Below are 17,215 nucleotides of genomic sequence, written 5' to 3' on the forward strand. Positions count from 1 at the left end.
CGGGCCTCGGCCTTCGTCTCGTCGGGGTCTGACTGAACCCTAGTGAGGTCGCGATGCGCCGGTCAGTCCGCGACCCAGGCCGGTCGGACGAGCGGCGGCCCCACCGGGACGGTCCGGACTTCGCGCGCGCACGCCGGGCAGGGAGCGTAGATGCGGAGCCGGTCGGCGGGGGCCAGCAGACCATCGAGTGCGGCGGCCGCGCGGTGGGCGTCGAGGCCGGCCGCGTCGGGGATCAGCCAGCCGCTCTGCTGGAACCGGTCGGCGACCTCGTCCAGCGCGGCCCGCAGCCGGTCGCGGCGGCCGTCGTCGAAGACGTCGTAGCAGACCAGCACCGGCCCGTTCATGGAACGACCCAGCCGAGCGGGCTGACCTGCTCGGCCGTTCCGCCGCGATGCGCCGCCCGGCACCGGGGGCAGTTCGGCAGTGCCAGCAGGTGGTCGCCCGGCCGTAGATGCTCGCTCGCCCGCTTGACGATGTCATCCAATTCGGCGGCGTCGGCGCCGATCTCGTAGACCGTGAACAGGACGCGGGGACCGTATCCGGCCAGCAGCCGGTTCACCGCCCGCCGTCCGGCGTCGGAGGAGACGTCGAACGTCACGGTCCAGGAGTTGCGCTCGGTCGGGTCTGCCATCGGGTTCATCTCCAGGCGAACGGCTCGTACGATTCGGATTCGCCGAGGATCCAGGCGCGCAGCGCGAGGCACTGGGCACGGAGCTGGTCGGCGTAGCTGCGGCGTGCGGGCGGTGCCGGCCAGCCGCGCGCCGGGGCGGTGAGCCGGGCGTGGAATCGGGTGACGGCCTGGCTGCGGGCCTGCGGTGACAGCCATGGTCCGTCCGCGCCGTCCTCCAGGTCATCCGGCGTGACCGCGCGCAAGCCCGTGAGCGCCAGGACCGTGGAGTCCAGCAGTACCGGTCGCCACTCCTCCATGAGGTCGAACGCCAAGGTCGGGCGTCCGCGCGCCGGGGTGTGCAGGAACGACACATACGGGTCCAGGCCCGCGGCGAGCAGGCCGGAGGTGACGGTCTCGCGCAGCAGCGCCGAGCAGTAGTTGGTGAGGGCGTTCACCACGTCCGCGCTGCGCCGGTCGCGTCCGCCGAAGCCGAGGGCTGGGTCGAGGACGCTGGAGAAGGCACGGTAGTAAACGCCCGACGCGCCGCCCTCCACCCCCATGACTTGGGCGACGTCACCGCACTCGGCGACCCTGACTTCCAGCGCCGACAGCCGCGCGGCGGCACCCCACACCAGTTCGGGATCGCGAGCGCGCCGGGCGCGCCGCCGCAGCAGCACATGCTGGTTGCGGATCTTCCCGGCGACCAGGGCACGGGACAGTTCCGCTCGGTCGGCGGCGATGGCGTGGCGCTCCAGTTGCCGGTGGCGGGCGAGCACATGGCCTGCACCGGGCGGCTCCATCCTGCCCAGCGGCCGTCCCGTGCCTGATAGCAGGACGAGGGGGATGTCCCGGGAGAGCAACGCATGCATCGCCTGGGTGGAGATTCCCACCTGCCCCGACAGCACCACCTCGGAGATCTGCGTCAGTGGCGCCGAGGCGCGCAGTTCTCCGTCCTTGAGCGCCACCAGGCGTCCGCCCCTCCTGCGGACGACGCAGCCGGTGCCCACGACATGGAATGGACGACCGTTGATCAGCGCCATCTCAGCGCCCTTCCTGTGCCGCGTTGGCCGGTTGGGCCGTGGCTCCGACGAAACGCCAGCCCAGCAGGGTGAAACCGAAATCGAAGTCGGCGATGTAGGTCTTGTCGGGGTTGATGCGCAGCCCTCGCGCGGTCAATGCCGCGTCCACGTCGGCCAGGGCCTTCACGGCCTCATCCGGCCCTTGGCACAGGATGGTCAGGTCGTCGGCGTAGCGGACCAGGCGACCCGACTTCCGGTCCACCTCGCGGTCGAAATCGGAGAGGAAGAACTCGGCGAGCGCGGGACTGATCGGCGCGCCTTCCGGCAGCCCTCTGCGGCGCTCCACCACGCCTTCGGGCATCAGCCACGGCGCGCATACCCATGAACGGACGAGTTCGGCGGCGCTGGGATCGCGTATTCGCCCTGCGGCCTGTTCCAGCAGCAGCCGGTGATCGACCTCGGCGAAGAAGTTCGCTATGTCGGTCCGCAGTACCCACACCAATCCGGAGTCGCGATGCCGCTGCACCTGCTCGAGCGCGTTGAGCCACGACCGTCCGGGACGGTATGAGAAACTGACGGGGTTGGCGGGATTCAGCCGGGTCCCGTAAATGTTCAGGAAGGCGCGCTGGACGATGCGGTCGCAGATGGTCGGCAGCCCCCGCGTCCGCAGCTTGCCGCCCCGCATCGACCGCACCGGCCGCAGCGGCTGGGCCCGGTACCTCTGCTCCCGCAGCAGCGTCGCCAGCGCCGTCAGCCTGGGGCCGACCTCACGGCCGAACACCTCCGCTGTGACCCCGTCCGCCCCGGCCATACCGCTGCCGGCCGCCACCCGCGACCACGCCGCCCACAGCACCCGGTCACTGGCCAACCGCTCCACGAGCCGGGTCGTCCGGCCGGTTTCCTCACGTGTCCTCATGCCAACAACCGATGGACGAACGCCCTCCCGGCCATTTAAAGAATTGTCAGGAGGTTGGCGCACACCCCCAAAACCCGCCCTGACCTGCGGAGACGATGCTCCGAAGATCATCTTCGAGGCCGCTTCAAGATCGCGCCCGAGGAGGTTGGCGCATGATCTTGCAAACCCGCAGGTCAGACCCCCATAATCTGAGGTACTGTCGCAGCGACCTACAAAACCGCATCGGATTGAAACCTCGACCAGCGCTGCCGCGCCCTTTGGGTTGCTGTCGCAGCGACCTACAAAACCGCATCGGATTGAAACCGTACGCCTTGGCGGTGGGGGCGGGGGATCTTCAGTCGCAGCGACCTACAAAACCGCATCGGATTGAAACCAAACTTGAGACCCTCCTCCAAGCTTACGTGTGTCGGTCGCAGCGACCTACAAAACCGCATCGGATTGAAACCAGGCATCATTCCTGTCCGTCTCCCCTTTCTTGTGTGGTCGCAGCGACCTACAAAACCGCATCGGATTGAAACCCATCTACGATCTCGATGGTTTCGCGGGCGACTTAGTCGCAGCGACCTACAAAACCGCATCGGATTGAAACCTGTAGGAGATTCTCACCCAGAACAGGGCTTAAAAAGTCGCAGCGACCTACAAAACCGCATCGGATTGAAACCCCGTCAAGTGGCAGGCCGCCAAGGCCAGCCTTGTCGCAGCGACCTACAAAACCGCATCGGATTGAAACCGGTAGTCGGAGCGGCAGCCCATCATCGTGTAGTCGCAGCGACCTACAAAACCGCATCGGATTGAAACTGGTCGCGTGGGCAGGACGACGCCAACGCGCAGGTCGAGTCGCAGCGACCTACAAAACCGCATCGGATTGAAACTCCCAGTCGAAAGGTAGCACCACTAATGAACAGTCGCAGCGACCTACAAAACCGCATCGGATTGAAACTAACTCCTCTTGGGTCGGACGGAATGAAGTATGGTCGCAGCGACCTACAAAACCGCATCGGATTGAAACGGAACCGAGCCGGCACTGGACATTGACCCTGAGTCGCAGCGACCTACAAAACCGCATCGGATTGAAACCGGTGGGTCGCGTCGCGCAAGATGTCCGCCTTCTCCGTCGCAGCGACCTACAAAACCGCATCGGATTGAAACCCTTCGGCATGCTCGTGCACGCCGCGATCTGATGGTGTCGCAGCGACCTACAAAACCGCATCGGATTGAAACGGAATCCTGGCCCTTCGACTTGCGCGGCTTCGGGTCGCAGCGACCTACAAAACCGCATCGGATTGAAACTCCCACCCTCCTTAGAGGGTTCTTCATAGGGTAGTCGCAGCGACCTACAAAACCGCATCGGATTGAAACTCGGCGGGACCGGTGATGGTGTACTCGATGACAAGTCGCAGCGACCTACAAAACCGCATCGGATTGAAACCGAATCCTGTAGCCATCAACTCGCTTGCGACTTGAGTCGCAGCGACCTACAAAACCGCATCGGATTGAAACGCCACGGCGTCGTACAACGGGTGGTGCGCGGAAGTCGCAGCGCTTAATAAAATCGCATCGGATCGCACCCGCCTGCGCGCCCACTCTTCGACGGTACTTTGTGTGATCGCATAGTTCGGTGAATCCGAACCGGGCCGAATTCCTCCTCGTGCGCGGGCGAGATGCGTGGCGTGAACGAGTGGCATGCGAAGGTCGCACAGGTGGACTATGCGGAAGACTCGGCGACACTGTTATGGGCTGCCGAATCTTCGGGGCATTCTTATGGGGCAGACTTCGCTACCCGAGCGTTGTCGGATCAGGTGGAGATTAGGGGCGGGAACCGTTCGTAGGTGTTGTTGGCGGCGTCGTAGGTGTAGGCGGTCCAGCGGCCGTGGTCGGCGGAGGCGAGGCGTGCGCCGAGGGCTACGGTGATGGCGACCGGGCCGCTGAGGAAGATGGCGTGCCGGCCGGTGCGGGCGCCGTCCGGGAGTTGTGTTTCGAACCAGGTGCGGCAGATCTGCTCGGCGGTGGCCGTGAAGCTTTCGGTGTTCTCCGGCAGTTGACTTACCGGGCTGCTCAGGCAGAGCAGGTTGCCGATGCCGTCCTCCCGGCAGGCTTTGCGGACTGGGGCGAAGGACGCTTCTCCGCGCGCCTGCAAGTCCAGGGCGAGTGCGGTGGACGTGGGTCGCCCCCGTCGATGTTCTCCAGGCCATCGATGTTGAGCGACCCGCCCGTTGACTCCGTAAATTTGAGTAGGGAGGCGGGGAAGTGGGACGAGGCGCCATCGGCGTGGTGTGGTTCGTACACCGTGACGCCCGTGTGTGTTTCCGAGCCTGGCCCCATACCGGAACGCGACGTGCAGCCGCATGGTCGGGAACAGGTTGATCTGGACGGCGTTTGGCGAGAACTGCTCGGCGAGCGTTATCGCCTCGATCGTCTTGTCGGCGGGGGCCTCGACCAGTTCCGGTCCCCTGCCGCCGTCGGATGGCAGCCGCACACCGGTCTTGACCGCCACCGGCCACGGGCCATGGCTGTAGGCCTCGGCCTGGCTTTCGAGTTGCCGTGTTCCCCAGGTTCGGTCTTCACGATCTCAGGGGAAGCGCGGTCAGGCGGTTTCGGAGGGGAAGGGCTCGTAGGTGCTGGAGGTGTTGTCGAAGGTGAAGGCGGTCCAGCGGTCGGGCTGGATGTGGGCCAGGCGGGCGCCGAGTGCGATGGAGATGACGACGGGGCCGGTGAGGAAGGCGGCGTGCCGTCCGATGCGGGCGGCGGCCGGTAGGGGAGTGTCGCGCCAGGTGCGGCAGATCTGCTCGACGACCGCGGTGTAGGTCTCGGCGTTCTCGTCCAGGGCGCCGGTGGTCTTCCGGCGGATCAGCAGGAGGCTGCCGATGCCGTGCTCGCGGCAGGCGGCGCGGACGGGCTGGGTGAAGTCGGCGCCGAGGTTCTGCAGGTCGATGGCAAGTGCCGCGCGGGCTGGGTCGCCGCCTTCGATGGTCTCCACGGGCTCGGTGGTGAGGAGTTCGGCGGTGAGGGGGCTTTCCCGGAGGGTGGTGGCCGGGAAGTGGGACGGGCTGCCGTCCTTCTGGCGGACGGCGTGCACGACGATCTCGCGGGAGTGGGTGTGCCCGATTCTTGCGCCGAACCGGAAGCCCGCCGGCAGCGGCATCGTCGGGATCACGTTGATGCGGGTCGCGCCGCTGACCAGCCGTTCGGCGAGTCCTGCCGCTGAGATCGTCTCGTCCGCGAGCGCGTCGATGCCCTCTTTCGGCCATGGATGGGTCTCGGGGAGCGCGAGGTGCGTCTGCACCGTGACCGCGCAGGTCTTCTGGCTGTACTCGAGGGCCTTGCTCTCCAGTAGCCGGGCGCGCTCGGCGCCGCGGCCAGAGTCGGACGCGGTGACGACGAGCCCGATTCTGGTCTTGGCGGAGGCGCGGATGCGCAGGCGGGCGCCGATCGCCATGGAGGTGAGGCCGGCGACGCAGCCGAGGACGAGCCACCAGCGTCCGGCCGGCGCGTCCGTCATCACTGACTTGGCGGCTTCGATGCCGAACCCGCCTGCGAGGAAGCCGCCGAGTCCGCTCCAGGTCGCGCCGTCGGTGATCATGCGCTGGGTTATCGACGGGCTCGCGGCTGGGCCGCCGATGACCGTCATCGTGGGTGCGTTCGTGGTGTCGGTCATCGCGGCCTCGTTTCCGTCGTCGTGGACAGAACGTACTGATGGACGGAGTTCGCTGTCGCTCTTTCCTGGCAGGTGCCCGCGGCGCGGGGGGCTGTCAATGGAGCCGGGCTTGATCGTCAACGACGATTCGAGCAGTGCTTTGATACACGCGTAACCCGTAAAAGCACGGGTTGGTCGGGCCGGAATCGGACACCGGTGAATGCGGCGTTTGGTTCGAGTAAGGCCGGTTCGCGCGCCTAGCATGCAGCTCAGATGGCCGTGAGGCCGTTCGTCCATCAGTACGTGGCGTGATGCTGTGGGCGAGAAGGGGGCCGGGGTGAAGGTACATGCGGTCGTGTTGAGCACGGCGGGCAATCAGAACTACATTTTCGGGTCGAACAAACGGCGGGAGAACGTCGGGGCATCCCATTTGATCACCTGTGTCGAGGACGAGTGGCTCGATAGGGCCCTGGCCGAGGTCGGGGTGTCGGGCGTGGACGGCCGCGTGCAGCGGGTGGAGAAGCACGGCATCGAGGTGGTGACCGCTAACGCGGGCGGTGTGACGATGCTGGTCAGAGACTCGGATGTGGGCAGGCGCGTCGTCGGGAGTATCACCGAGGCCGCCTTGCGTGAGGCGCCGGGGCTGGACGTGTGCGGCGCGGTCGGCAGCGCCGTCGAGTGGGGGGATGCGCAGGGGCTCGCTCGGGGCATCGCGGAGGCCAGGGAGCTCCTCGTGGTCGCGCGGGCCAGGAGGCGCGGGCCGAGGCTGCGGTTTCCGGGGGTGCCGATCGCGGCGCGCTGCGGGTCCAGCGGCCTTCCCGCCCGCGGTGTCGTGAAGTTCGACGAGGAGCGGCTGCCCGAGGCGCGTTCGGCGCCGAGTCTGGCGAAGCTGGACGCATTCGATCCGGCGCTGCTTCGGCTGGCCATCGAAATGGGACTATGCGACGAGGGCGACGAGAGGCAGAAGGCAGCGGCCCGCGGCAAGCTCGCGCGGATCGTCGATCACTTGAACGACAAGGCGGATTGGGTCGCGGTCGTACATGCCGACGGTAACGGCATGGGGAAGATCTTCCAGGGCTTCGCGTCCATCATGGCCAGTTGCGAGGTGACCCGCGCGGACGAGTACGCCGATGGTCTGCGAAATCTGTCAGGGGGCGTGGACGATTGCGCCCGGCTGGCTTTCCAGTCGGCGTTCGCGAAGCTGCACCGCAGGGGATGGTCGGCGAATACGGAAGAGCCCCCGGTCCTTCCGCTGATTCTCGGTGGGGACGATCTCACCGTGGTGTGCGACGGGGAACTGGCTTTGCCGTTCGCGCGCGATTACTTGGAGGAGTTCACGCGGCTGGCGAACGAGCACACCGCGGTCGGCGGGGTGCTCAAACAGGTAGAGGATCTGCGTGGGCTCGGCGCCTGCGCCGGTGTCGCCATCGTGAAGCGCCACTATCCGTTCCATAGCGCCGTCCACCTTGCCGAACAGCTGACCGACGAGGCGAAGGTGGTGAAGAAGGAGTTGGGACAGGACAAGAGCGCTCTGTCGTTCCACGTTCTCTTCGAGAGCGCGTTCGCCGACCTGGACCGCCTCCGAAAGCAGCAGACCCTCACCGATGAGGGCACGTGCCTCACCGGGCAGCCCTACGTTGTCGGGGACACCGGCGACGCGCAGTGGGCGCGTCACCGGCACTGGGACGACCTGGACAGGCGCGTTACCGCCCTGACCGACAGAAGGAACGGAACTCTCCTCATCTCGGCGGGCCAGGCGCACGAGCTGCGGTCCGCGCTGTTCCGCGGACGCGAGGCCGCGGAATCCCGGTTCGCGATGGTCTCCACCTGGCAGGGGCAGGACGCCGTCGAAAGGCTCGCCGATGACGGCTCGCTGTTCTGGCAAGACGGGCGCTTCCACCGCACGGGTCTCCTGGACGCCTTGAACGCCGCCCCCTTCTTCCCCTCGAAGGACCGGTCATGAGCCACACCATTTCGCTGACCCTGCGCATGCTTAGCGATTGGCACATCGGCGCCGGCACCGGGCAGTACGGCCGGCTCAGCAGGCAGGTACTGAGAGACGAGGAGCACAAGCTCCCATTCGTGCCGGCGAAGTCGCTGAATGGCGTCTGGCGGGACGGCTGCGAGATCGCCGCACGCGCCCTCGACACCGGTGAGGACGGCTCCCGGATCTGGCATGCCTGGGTGGATTACCTGTTCGGCTATCAGCCGGCTTTCCCGGGCGCGGAGGCGGATGCTACGCCAACGGCTCCGGCGCGGCATCCGCGTCCGGCCGCGTTGAGCTACCTCGGCCCGCTCCGATTCTCGGGTGATCTCGGCCGGACGATCGCGGGTGACCGGCGGCTTTTGGACGCGGTGACGTTCGTGAAACCGGGTGTCGCGCACGATCCCGTGACCGGCGCGGCCAGGGAGGACATGCTGCGCTTCGACGAGATGGCGCGCGGCGGCATGACGTTGGAAGGCACGGCGGAGCTGCCCGGCGGGCTGTTGGAGGAGGAACTCGGTTGTGCGCGTGCCCTGCTGTGGGCAGGGGCGCGGCTGGTGGAGGGCATCGGCGCGAAGCGGCGCCGTGGGTCGGGGCGGTGCCGGCTCGATCTCGGCGGTGAGGGGCTGCCACCGAGCGGCGACGATCTGGCGCGCTGGACCGCGGACCCGGTGCCGCCGCCGAAGCCGGTACCGGCTCCGGGCCCCGATTCCACCGGAAAGCGGGCGCCGGGCGATGGTTGGGAGCGCGTTGTCCTGCGGATGACGCTCGTAACGCCCCTGCTCGCCCATGAGCGTACGGTCGGAAACCTTGTCGAGGGCCGTGACCACGTGCCGGGCTGGATGCTGCTGGGACCGGTGCTGCAGCGGCTGGGGTCGTCCGCCGCGGCGGCGGCCCGCTGCGGGGACCTGGTGGTGACGCCGGCGACCCCCCAGGTCGACGGGGAGCGGGGACGTCCCGTCCCGCGCGTCTTCGAGAGGGACAAGGACGATAAGACCGTCTACCTCAACCGCATGGCCGAAGGGGCCCCGGAAGGCAAGGCGTTCAAGCGGATCCGCGAAGGATACGTCGCGGGCCCGGCGAACCTCACGGTCGAGTCGCCCGGCTTCGTACTGAGAATGCACAACACGATCGAGGACGAGTCCCAGCGACCCACACAGGCGCTCGGCGGCGTCTACGTGTACCAGGCCCTCGCGCCCGGAACGGTGCTGGCGGCCGAGGTCAGGGTCCGGCGCGGCATCCTCGACAGCGGCTGGTGGACGGGCCTGGACGGGAAGTGGCGGCTGGGACGGTCCCGCAAGGACGACTACGGCCTGGTGTCCGTCACAGCCGAGCCCGCCGACCCGGCGCCCGACCCGGCGCCCGACCCGGCGCCCGACCCGGCGCCCGATGCGGCGCCGATCGCGCGCGGCGACCGGCTGCGCGTCTGGCTGCTGTCGGACGTCCTCGTCCGAGACGACCGGCTCGCACCGAGCGACGACCCGAGCGACTTCGCCCGCCTCCTCCAGAAGGCGTTCGCCGGCGCGGGGGCGGGCGGTGTGGAGCTGGCGCTGGTCCTGCGGGAACGCGGCCGGGTCCCGACCAGTTACGAGATCACCCGGACCGACTCCTGGCACCGCGGCTGGCGGCTGCCGCGGCCCGTCCTCCTCGGGTTCGCGGCCGGCGGCTGCCTGACTTTCGAGGTGACGGCGGGCGAGGTCGGCGCGGACGTGCTGGCAGAGGTCGAGCGGTCGGGGATCGGCGAACGGCGTGGCGAGGGCTTCGGCCAGATCCGCGTCAACGACCCTGTCCTCACCGGTGAGGTGCCCGCCCGCAGCGACCCACCGGACGATCGGCCCGGCGCACCACCGGACGACCCGCCGCGTCCGCTGTCCACGGTGGACCCCGGCCACGCCGGCGCGCGGCTGGTCGAGACGGCCGCGTGGCGTACGGAGATCTGGCGGCTCGCCGAGCAGCGCGCGGCGCGCCCGGATGAGGTGCTCGGCTCCCTCATCGAACTCTCGTCGACCCGGTTGAACGCGCTTCGCCGCCTCTTCGACCACCTGGACGAGGAACCCGAGCGGCTCGAAGCCCGCATCACCAGGCTCACGAAACGCTGGAAGGCACCGGAGGCGGCGGCAGCGATCCGCGTCCTGCTGACCGGCGGGAACGCCTGGGCGACGCTCGGCTTCGACGATCAGGACCGGCTGTGCCTGACGGCCGACGGCCCCGACGTCCTGCGCCGCGAACTGCGCGCCGCCGCCCTGCGGTCGCTGCTCACCGCGTGCCTCGCCGCCCACACCCGCAGGGAAGCCCACCCGGAGGAGGCGCGCGTATGACTCGCAGGAGGGGACGCCCGATGGACCGGCGGCTCCGGGTCCGCGGCTGGCTGCGCACCCAGACGCCGCTGCACGTGGGAGGTGTCGCGCTCGATCCGGCCGAGGCGCTTCCGGTCGCCGTGGACGGGCAGGACCGCGTCTACGTGCCGGGCACGAGCCTCGCCGGCGTGCTCCGCGCGTGGATGCGCGGAGCCGAACCCGAAACCGACCGGCTGGACGATCTGTGGGGTTTCGTCGAGGACAAGAAGCCCGACTCCGGCCGGGCCAGCCGCGTCGTGATCCGCGACGCCGTCATCACCACCACGACCAGCACCGACGGCGACGGGATCCCGAATGATTCGCTCGACTCGCGCGTGCTCCCGGTCGTCCACGGCGTCGGCATCGACCGTGTCACCGGCGCCGCCGCATCGGCCTTCCTCTACGCGCGCACCATCGTCCCGCCCGGCCACTACCTGTCCTTCGACCTCGACGTTGAGACGACCGAGGAGCACCTTGACCGTGACCGTGCCCGCCTGCAAACCCTGCTGACGGCTCTGAAGTCCGAAGAGATCGGGATTGGCGCGGCCAACGGCAAGGGCCTGGGTGTCGTGACGCTCATGCCATCGCCGCTCGACGTCCACGAGCACGACTTCACCAGCCGCGAGGGCCTCCTCGCCTTCCTCGGCGGCGAACCCGGCAGGCTCGACGAGTCGCGGGTGGACGCGGGCGTCGCCGACCTGCCCGCCCGCCGCGAACTGCTCACCGTGCAACTGCGCTGGAAGCCCGACGTGCCCGTGATGGTCCGCGCCGCTGGCGAGGGTGCGGCGGTCAAGACGCTGCCGCTGACCACGCAGATAGGGCCGGACGCGCTCAAGCTCACGCTGAGCGGGAGTTCCATCAAGGGCGCCCTCCGCAGCCACGCCGAACTCATCGAACGCACCGCCCGCGGCGTGGACGCCCCGGAGCCCCCGACCCAGAACACCGAAGCCGGCACGGAGGACCCAGTAGCCGCCCGCCGGTACGCCGAAGCCTTCCTGGACCAACTCGACGGGCTCGACGCCGTCCGCATGCTGTTCGGCGCCGCCCGCCGCAAGCCCGACGACGACCCGTCCACCTACCGGTGGGGCGCTGGGGCGCTGACCGTGCACGAGTGCGTCAGTGAGACGGCCATCCCTTCCGACGTGTGGGACATCGTGGTGAACGGTGCACCGGATGACAACGGCGACGCCAAACATCCGGCGCTGCCGCCGTCGGTACGCGACGCGCTCACCGCCCGCGGGCTCGACCAGGCCGACCACGTCGCGATCGACCGCTGGACGGGAGGTGCCGCCGACCAGTTGCTGTTCAGCGTCCTTGAACCGCACGGCGTCGACTGGGAACCTATCCGGCTGACCGTCGACCTCACCCGCCTCGGCGACCAGCGGGACCTGGCGCTGGCGCTGCTACTGCTCGTCCTGCGCGACCTGGAGCAGCGCCGCATCCCGCTCGGCGGCATGGTCAACCGGGGATTCGGCGACGTCACGATCGAGTCCATCGAGTTCTCCGGCAACGGCTGGACGGCCGGGACGACACTCCACGACGCCCTCGACCACGGGGATCTGGCGGCCACATGGTCCCGATACACAGGGGGAACGCGATGACCGGCCCGACGCTGCACGTCGCTACCCGCGACGGCCTCACCTTCGCTGAAGCCATGGACCGCGCACCGGACGGCTTCGCGCTCCTCACCACGCCGTGGCGCTACGAGATCGTCACCACCGCGGAGGCGCGCCGATCCGCACCGGAAGGCGTCTTCGAGGCCCGCGCGTTCACCGCGCACACCGAACTGCGCTGGCTTCACGACGACGCCGACCGGGGACGCGCCGTCGTGCTCAGCGAGGATCCTTCCGCCCTGCCGGACGACTTCGCCAAGCCCGACCCGGTGGAGGCCATCGGCACGGAGACGGGCGGATACCTGCTGTGGGGGAAGGCCGTCGAAACCTCTGACGGCTGGACCACGCTCACCACCGAACGCATCGGCAGCCTCCGCGTCCCCGGCGAATTCGCGCGAGGCGCCCATGTGGCGCTGACGACCTGTGAGTACATCGCGCGCGACCCCGAGCACGGCAACGCCTACATCGCGGAAGAGCGCCTGCGGTCCTTCGAACTCTCCGAACTGCTGACGAAGGAGAAGGCATGACCGAGAACAAGCCGCCGACTCCGAAAATGATCAACGTCGGTAACAGGTTCGATCGCGGCAGAACGCAACGGCCGGCGAGGACGACCGCAGCGCCGGCCAAGAGGCCCCCGGCACGGGAACAGCCGCGTGCGAGAAACAACGAGCGGACCGAGACCGAGCACAAAGAGTCGTTCCTCAACCCGTACACCTTCGTCCCGGCCTTCTCGCGTAGGAAGGCGACCGGCGCGTTCGCAGATCGCCGGCCGGACGGCGCCGACCGGCTGCACGAGCCCAACTGGACGGGGACGATCGGTGTCCGGCTGACCGTCCAGACGCCTCTGCTCCTGCTCGACACCGCTCGCGCCTTCAACGCACCCGGCGCAGAGGAAGGGCACCTCACCTATCCGGTCTTGCTGCGAAACGACCGGCCCCACTTGCCCGCCACCGCGATCAAGGGAATGCTGCGCTCCGCCTACGAGGCCATCACGAACAGTCGGTTCGGCGTCTTCACCGGCCATGAGGAGGTGCTGGGCTGGCGGCGCGTCGTCGACGACGCACGGCACATGAAACCCGTCCGTGTCAGCGAGGACGGCCGGAGCCTGGAGTTCTGGCACCCGGTCAAACTCTCCTGCTACCGGCCCAAGCCCGGTCCCAAGTATCCGGACGGCCGGTCCGCGGAGCACGGTGACCACGTCTGGGTGAAGGTCGTGAAAGGTCAGAACGCCGACGAGGTCGATGACATCGTGCCGCATCAGAACGGTGCGCCTGGCGCGGACTGGGAAGAGGGGTACGCCTTCGTCACCGGCGAGAACGCGGAGAGGAAGAGGGATGAGCGGGTCTTCGTCCGGCGCCGACCCGACACGGAAGAACTGACCGGAAGGCTTTGCAGGCGCTGGGAAGCTCTGATGGAGCACCACCGAGAGCTCCAGAAGCGGACCGAGCTCCAAAGCGATTACGCGATCAGCCCCCACCGGGAAAAGGAGGAGCGGCGCAGGCTCACCCCAGGTACGTTCTGCTGGGCCTACAAGCCGGGCGCACACATCGAGGCGCTGTATCCGGTCATGGTTCCACGTGAGCTCGCTCTCAGGAGCCCCGCCGAAATGGTTCCGCCGAAGGTGGAGCCCGCGCCCAGCTACCAGGAACTGTCTCCGGCCGACCGCGTGTTCGGCTGGGTCGCCCAGGACGAAGGAACGGGCACGCGCCCGGCCGCCTACCGGGGCCGGCTGCGCGTCGCCGACGTCACCTGCGTCACCCCGACCGGCGAGGCCGTCGTCCGCTTCGCTGGACGCGGATTGCCGCTGGCCATCCTCGCGCAGCCGAAGCCGAACCAGGGCCGGTTCTACCTGTCCCGCAGCGCCGCCGAACCCCACCGCCCGATCGACCCGCGCACACCCAAGCACGATGTTCACCGCAGCCCTGACCGCACGCTCCGAGGACGCAAGGCCTACTGGCATCACAAGCAGGCAGCCGAGAACGAGAACTACTGGGATTTCGCCTCCTCAACGGAGGGCGATCCCACACAGCAACTCATCGGCGACGTCCTGTACCGCGAGTACATGCGGCCGAACACGCCGCCGAAGGAGAACGCCATCGCCCGCGGCGGCGCCACCTTCGAAACCACCGACCAGCAGCAGCGCGACAAGCAGAACCGTTCGATCCTCGGCTGGATCGCCAAGGACACCGAGTTCACCTTCACCATCGACGTCCGCGACGTCCCGGACGTCGAACTCGGCGCTCTGCTCTGGCTGCTCGACCTCGAGGACGACTGCCATCACCGCCTGGGCCTCGGCAAGCCCCTAGGGTTCGGCAGCGTCCAACTCTCCCTGGACTGTGACCGGACGAAGCTCCACACCGGTGCGCAGTGGTCGCAGTACTACCGCAACCTGACCGGGGAACTCCCCGACTCGTCGCCGGCGGACGTGAAGGACACCTGTGTCAAGGCGTTCGAGGCAGCGGCGCAGAAGCAACCCGGCTTCGCGGCGACCAGGCTGGCGTTCCTCGCCGCCGCTCGCGGCAGGGACGACATCCCCGTCCATTACCCCCGCACGACGCCGCAGGGATTGCAGGCGCCTCGCACACCGCCAAATCCCGCAGGCGAGTCGTTCAGCTGGTTCACCGCCAATGAGAGAGCCCGAAACGGCCAGCCAGTAAATGGGAGAGGCCGCTCACTGCCCGCAGCCGGAGACCCCCAAGGACGCGACCTTGACGTCTACCCCCGTGAGAACTGACGCGCCGCCGCTGCTGATCCACCCGATCGGCGGCGGCGACCTCGGCTGGCCCCCGATGGCGACGTCCCCGGCGCCGATCGACTTCCACGGCGGCTCGGGCGATGAGAGGCCCCTGCGCAAGATCTTCGATGGTCTCACCGAGGCCGGAACCAAGATCAGTGGCCTGCTCATCATCGCGACGACGAACATCCATGGCCCCTCCCGGCAGCCGTTCGCGGAGCACGCGCAGCGGATGAAGGAACTGCTGTGCTCCACCGAGGGCCTCTGCGGCCGGACGTTCCGCGAGGACCAGATCCACATCGTCCAGATCGCCCAGCCCACGGTCCGGCACAGCATCGGACCCGTGAAGGCGGTGCTCACCGCGCTCGCCCCCGGTGAAGGCCTGCTGACGTCCGGGGCCGGCTCGTACGCTCTCGGCGCCGGCGTCCTGCTCGCCGGCATCGAGACCGGCGTGCCGATGACCCTGCTGCCGGTCAACGAACCGTCCGCCGCCTACCGCCTCCGCGACCTGATCGACCCGCACGACACCCTCCGCAACTGGCTGCTGCGGCACCGCTTCTGGGACGAACTCGCCGCCGCAGATCCGCCGAACGCCGGCCTGTGGCGGCTTCTCGCCGCCCGCCAGCGCGCCGACATCAGCCTCGCCGAGGCCGCCGCCCCCTTCCCGGGAGTCGACCAGAAGAAGCTCGACAAGCTCGCCGAACTGTGGTCGACCGTCCAGGCCGCCTTCTACGAGCGTCTCGCCCGCGGCGAGGCCATCGACCACTCCCTGCTGCGCACCTGGTTCACCCATCGGATCAGCAAGCCGTCGAGAAGGGAGGACGCGGCGGTCTCCGCATCGGCGCGATGGCTGCTGGAACGCCTCGCGGCACAACTGAGCGATCCGGAGCGACGAGGCGGCGCCGCCCTGATCAAGGAAGCGCGCCGACGGCTCTCTCCCGTCCCCCGAGCCCACCACGCGGCGCTGGTGGGCGACGCCGAGTTCATCGACCTCTTCGAGAACAGCGCCTCACACGAGGCGCATCTCACCCCGCCTGGAGCCCGCCGACTGCCCGGCTCGCTGCTCGCGAACGCCGACCAGTGGGAGAAGAGCGACCCGGTCCCCGGGCTCGTGGAACAGTGCGGTCTGACGACGTGGCCCGTCCTGGGCAGCGGTGACGTCCTCATCCTGATGTGCGTTGGGAAGACTCCTGAGAACGACCCGACCGACAAGGGCGGCCACGCTGCGGTCCGCGAGGTGATCGACTGGGCTTCCCGGCGCCGCGCTGCCCTCGCCCGCCCCGGACGGATGAGACTGCGCCTGCTCGCCAGCGACGAGACGATGGGGCGAGCGCTCTCCTGGGCGACCCTGGCCCGTTCCACCGCCCCGGCCGGCAGCCTCGACGCGGCCGTCCTCGGCCCCTTCTCCACCGAACCGGGCGACGCCGCCGCCATCAATACCGCGCTACTCGCCGAACTCGGCAAGGCCGAGCCGACCGGCCGGTACGGCTCGACCAGCCTCCGGGACGTGGACGAGGTCCTGCTCGTCATCAACTCAGGGAAGCCCGTCACGGTGAACGGCATGGTCGCCGCAGGCGTCCAGTGGTCCCTCAACGCCGCATGCCCGCTCCGCGTCGCCGAACTCGGACGCGACCGGGCGCTGCGCACCGTGATCAACGAAGCCGGCCTTACCCTCTGCCGCCTCGGCATGGACGCCCGCCTCGCCCGGCTCGCGTCATCGGCCGTCCGCCGCCTCGACACCCGCACCGCCTGGCAACTCCTCGCCAACGGCTCACACGCCCTCACCGGCGCCCGCGACGCCGCCGCCCGGCTCCACCATGACCTGTACGACCGTGCAGCGCCGGCCACAAGCGTGGACAGACGCTGTGAACTCGCCTGCCAACGCCTCGAACTGGTCATGCACGTCCTGGCGGACGAACCGTGGCCGGCTTGCTACACAGCCGTAGAGGCCCTCCGCCCGGGCATCTTCGACTGGAACGCATGGGACGCCCTCAGAAAACGGTTCAAGCCACTGAGGAAACTGAACGCCTACCGGAACGAAACCCCTTACGCTCACCTGCTCGACCGGCTTCGTGAGGCGCAAACCGCTCAGGAGGGCGAACCAGGAACTCGGAAACCCTCTAAAAGGCCTCCTGCGCCGGAGGCAGTCATCGAAGCGTTGCGTCAATCTGTCGCCTCTCTCCAGCAACTTCGCCTGCCAGGTAATCGCCAGAGCGAGCCTGACCTGGCCCTCATCACTCACTACACAGACCTGTGCGAACAACTCGAAGATCTGGGAGGAGATGCCCGGTGACCAGGCAGGATGCTTCACGCCGACGTCCTCCGCTGTCGAACGGAGGTTGGCGCACACCCCAAAAATTGCCTCTGAT

12 protein-coding genes and 1 CRISPR repeat array are annotated in these 17,215 nt (G+C 68.5%); of the genes, 6 read left to right on the top strand and 6 right to left on the bottom strand.

The features are described 5' to 3' along the window. Positions 1-62 precede the first annotated feature (62 nt). The 6 genes from AL2_RS34580 to AL2_RS34605 form a co-directional block, all read right to left on the bottom strand. Entirely contained in the window at positions 63-344 is a 282-nt protein-coding gene (locus AL2_RS34580) for a hypothetical protein (RefSeq protein ID WP_067641284.1), read from the bottom strand. Continuing rightward, entirely contained in the window at positions 341-631 is a 291-nt protein-coding gene (locus tag AL2_RS34585) for a CRISPR-associated endonuclease Cas2 (RefSeq protein WP_067641285.1), read from the bottom strand. Before AL2_RS34585 ends, AL2_RS34580 begins: the two co-directional genes overlap by 4 nt. A 5-nt stretch (positions 632-636) precedes the next feature. After that, positions 637-1,650: a CRISPR-associated endonuclease Cas1 gene (gene cas1 / locus AL2_RS34590; RefSeq protein ID WP_067641288.1), complete on the bottom strand. Its 1,014-nt coding sequence runs from the start codon at positions 1,648-1,650 to the stop codon at positions 637-639. Between the two features lies 1 nt (position 1,651). Then, a complete protein-coding gene (locus AL2_RS34595) occupies positions 1,652-2,506 on the bottom strand; it encodes a reverse transcriptase domain-containing protein (protein ID WP_168444742.1) in 855 nt (284 codons plus the stop codon). A 237-nt stretch (positions 2,507-2,743) separates the two neighbouring features. Then, a CRISPR array of direct repeats spans positions 2,744-4,045; the repeat unit is 36 nt; unit sequence GTCGCAGCGACCTACAAAACCGCATCGGATTGAAAC. 295 nt (positions 4,046-4,340) lie between these two features. Further along, positions 4,341-5,039, bottom strand: a complete 699-nt coding sequence (locus AL2_RS39940; RefSeq protein WP_157438557.1) for an SAVED domain-containing protein — start codon at positions 5,037-5,039, stop codon at positions 4,341-4,343. A gap of 90 nt (positions 5,040-5,129) precedes the next feature. Next, positions 5,130-6,200, bottom strand: a complete 1,071-nt coding sequence (locus tag AL2_RS34605) for an SAVED domain-containing protein (protein WP_067641294.1) — start codon at positions 6,198-6,200, stop codon at positions 5,130-5,132. Positions 6,201-6,495: 295 nt separating this feature from the next. Here AL2_RS34605 and AL2_RS34610 point away from each other — a divergent pair, with 295 nt between their 5' ends. From AL2_RS34610 to AL2_RS34635, 6 genes are read left to right on the top strand one after another with little or no spacing between them, the layout of a single operon-like run. Then, a complete protein-coding gene (locus tag AL2_RS34610) occupies positions 6,496-8,142 on the top strand; it encodes a Cas10/Cmr2 second palm domain-containing protein (RefSeq protein WP_157438558.1) in 1,647 nt (548 codons plus the stop codon). Beyond that, the gene (locus tag AL2_RS34615; RefSeq protein ID WP_067641298.1) at positions 8,139-10,481 is read left to right on the top strand and encodes an RAMP superfamily CRISPR-associated protein; all 2,343 of its coding nucleotides are present in this window, start codon (positions 8,139-8,141) and stop codon (positions 10,479-10,481) included. Before AL2_RS34610 ends, AL2_RS34615 begins: the two co-directional genes overlap by 4 nt. After that, positions 10,478-12,100, top strand: coding sequence for an RAMP superfamily CRISPR-associated protein (locus AL2_RS34620; protein ID WP_067641300.1), 1,623 nt, complete (start codon positions 10,478-10,480; stop codon positions 12,098-12,100). The genes AL2_RS34615 and AL2_RS34620 overlap by 4 nt, the downstream gene beginning before the upstream one ends. Then, complete coding sequence (gene csx19, locus AL2_RS34625) at positions 12,097-12,639, top strand: type III-D CRISPR-associated protein Csx19 (protein WP_067641302.1); 543 nt, start codon at positions 12,097-12,099, stop codon at positions 12,637-12,639. Before AL2_RS34620 ends, csx19 begins: the two co-directional genes overlap by 4 nt. Continuing rightward, entirely contained in the window at positions 12,636-14,846 is a 2,211-nt protein-coding gene (locus AL2_RS34630) for a TIGR03986 family type III CRISPR-associated RAMP protein (protein WP_067641304.1), read from the top strand. Before csx19 ends, AL2_RS34630 begins: the two co-directional genes overlap by 4 nt. Next, a complete protein-coding gene (locus AL2_RS34635; protein WP_067641306.1) occupies positions 14,836-17,139 on the top strand; it encodes a hypothetical protein in 2,304 nt (767 codons plus the stop codon). Before AL2_RS34630 ends, AL2_RS34635 begins: the two co-directional genes overlap by 11 nt. The last annotated feature ends 76 nt before the right edge of the window (positions 17,140-17,215 follow it).

The organism is Actinomadura latina NBRC 106108 (genome assembly GCF_001552195.1).
GTDB classification, from domain to species: Bacteria; Actinomycetota; Actinomycetes; order Streptosporangiales; family Streptosporangiaceae; genus Spirillospora; species Spirillospora latina.

What these genes read in the sequence shown, in the direction of transcription:
- AL2_RS34580 (WP_067641284.1), bottom strand. Translation starts at nt 344, where the DNA reads ATGAACGGGCCGGTGCTGGTCTGCTACGACGTCTTCGACGACGGCCGC.
- AL2_RS34585 (WP_067641285.1), bottom strand. Translation starts at nt 631, where the DNA reads ATGGCAGACCCGACCGAGCGCAACTCCTGGACCGTGACGTTCGACGTC.
- cas1 (WP_067641288.1), bottom strand. Translation starts at nt 1,650, where the DNA reads ATGGCGCTGATCAACGGTCGTCCATTCCATGTCGTGGGCACCGGCTGC.
- AL2_RS34605 (WP_067641294.1), bottom strand. Translation starts at nt 6,200, where the DNA reads ATGACCGACACCACGAACGCACCCACGATGACGGTCATCGGCGGCCCA.
- AL2_RS34615 (WP_067641298.1), top strand. Translation starts at nt 8,139, where the DNA reads ATGAGCCACACCATTTCGCTGACCCTGCGCATGCTTAGCGATTGGCAC.
- AL2_RS34620 (WP_067641300.1), top strand. Translation starts at nt 10,478, where the DNA reads ATGACTCGCAGGAGGGGACGCCCGATGGACCGGCGGCTCCGGGTCCGC.
- csx19 (WP_067641302.1), top strand. Translation starts at nt 12,097, where the DNA reads ATGACCGGCCCGACGCTGCACGTCGCTACCCGCGACGGCCTCACCTTC.
- AL2_RS34630 (WP_067641304.1), top strand. Translation starts at nt 12,636, where the DNA reads ATGACCGAGAACAAGCCGCCGACTCCGAAAATGATCAACGTCGGTAAC.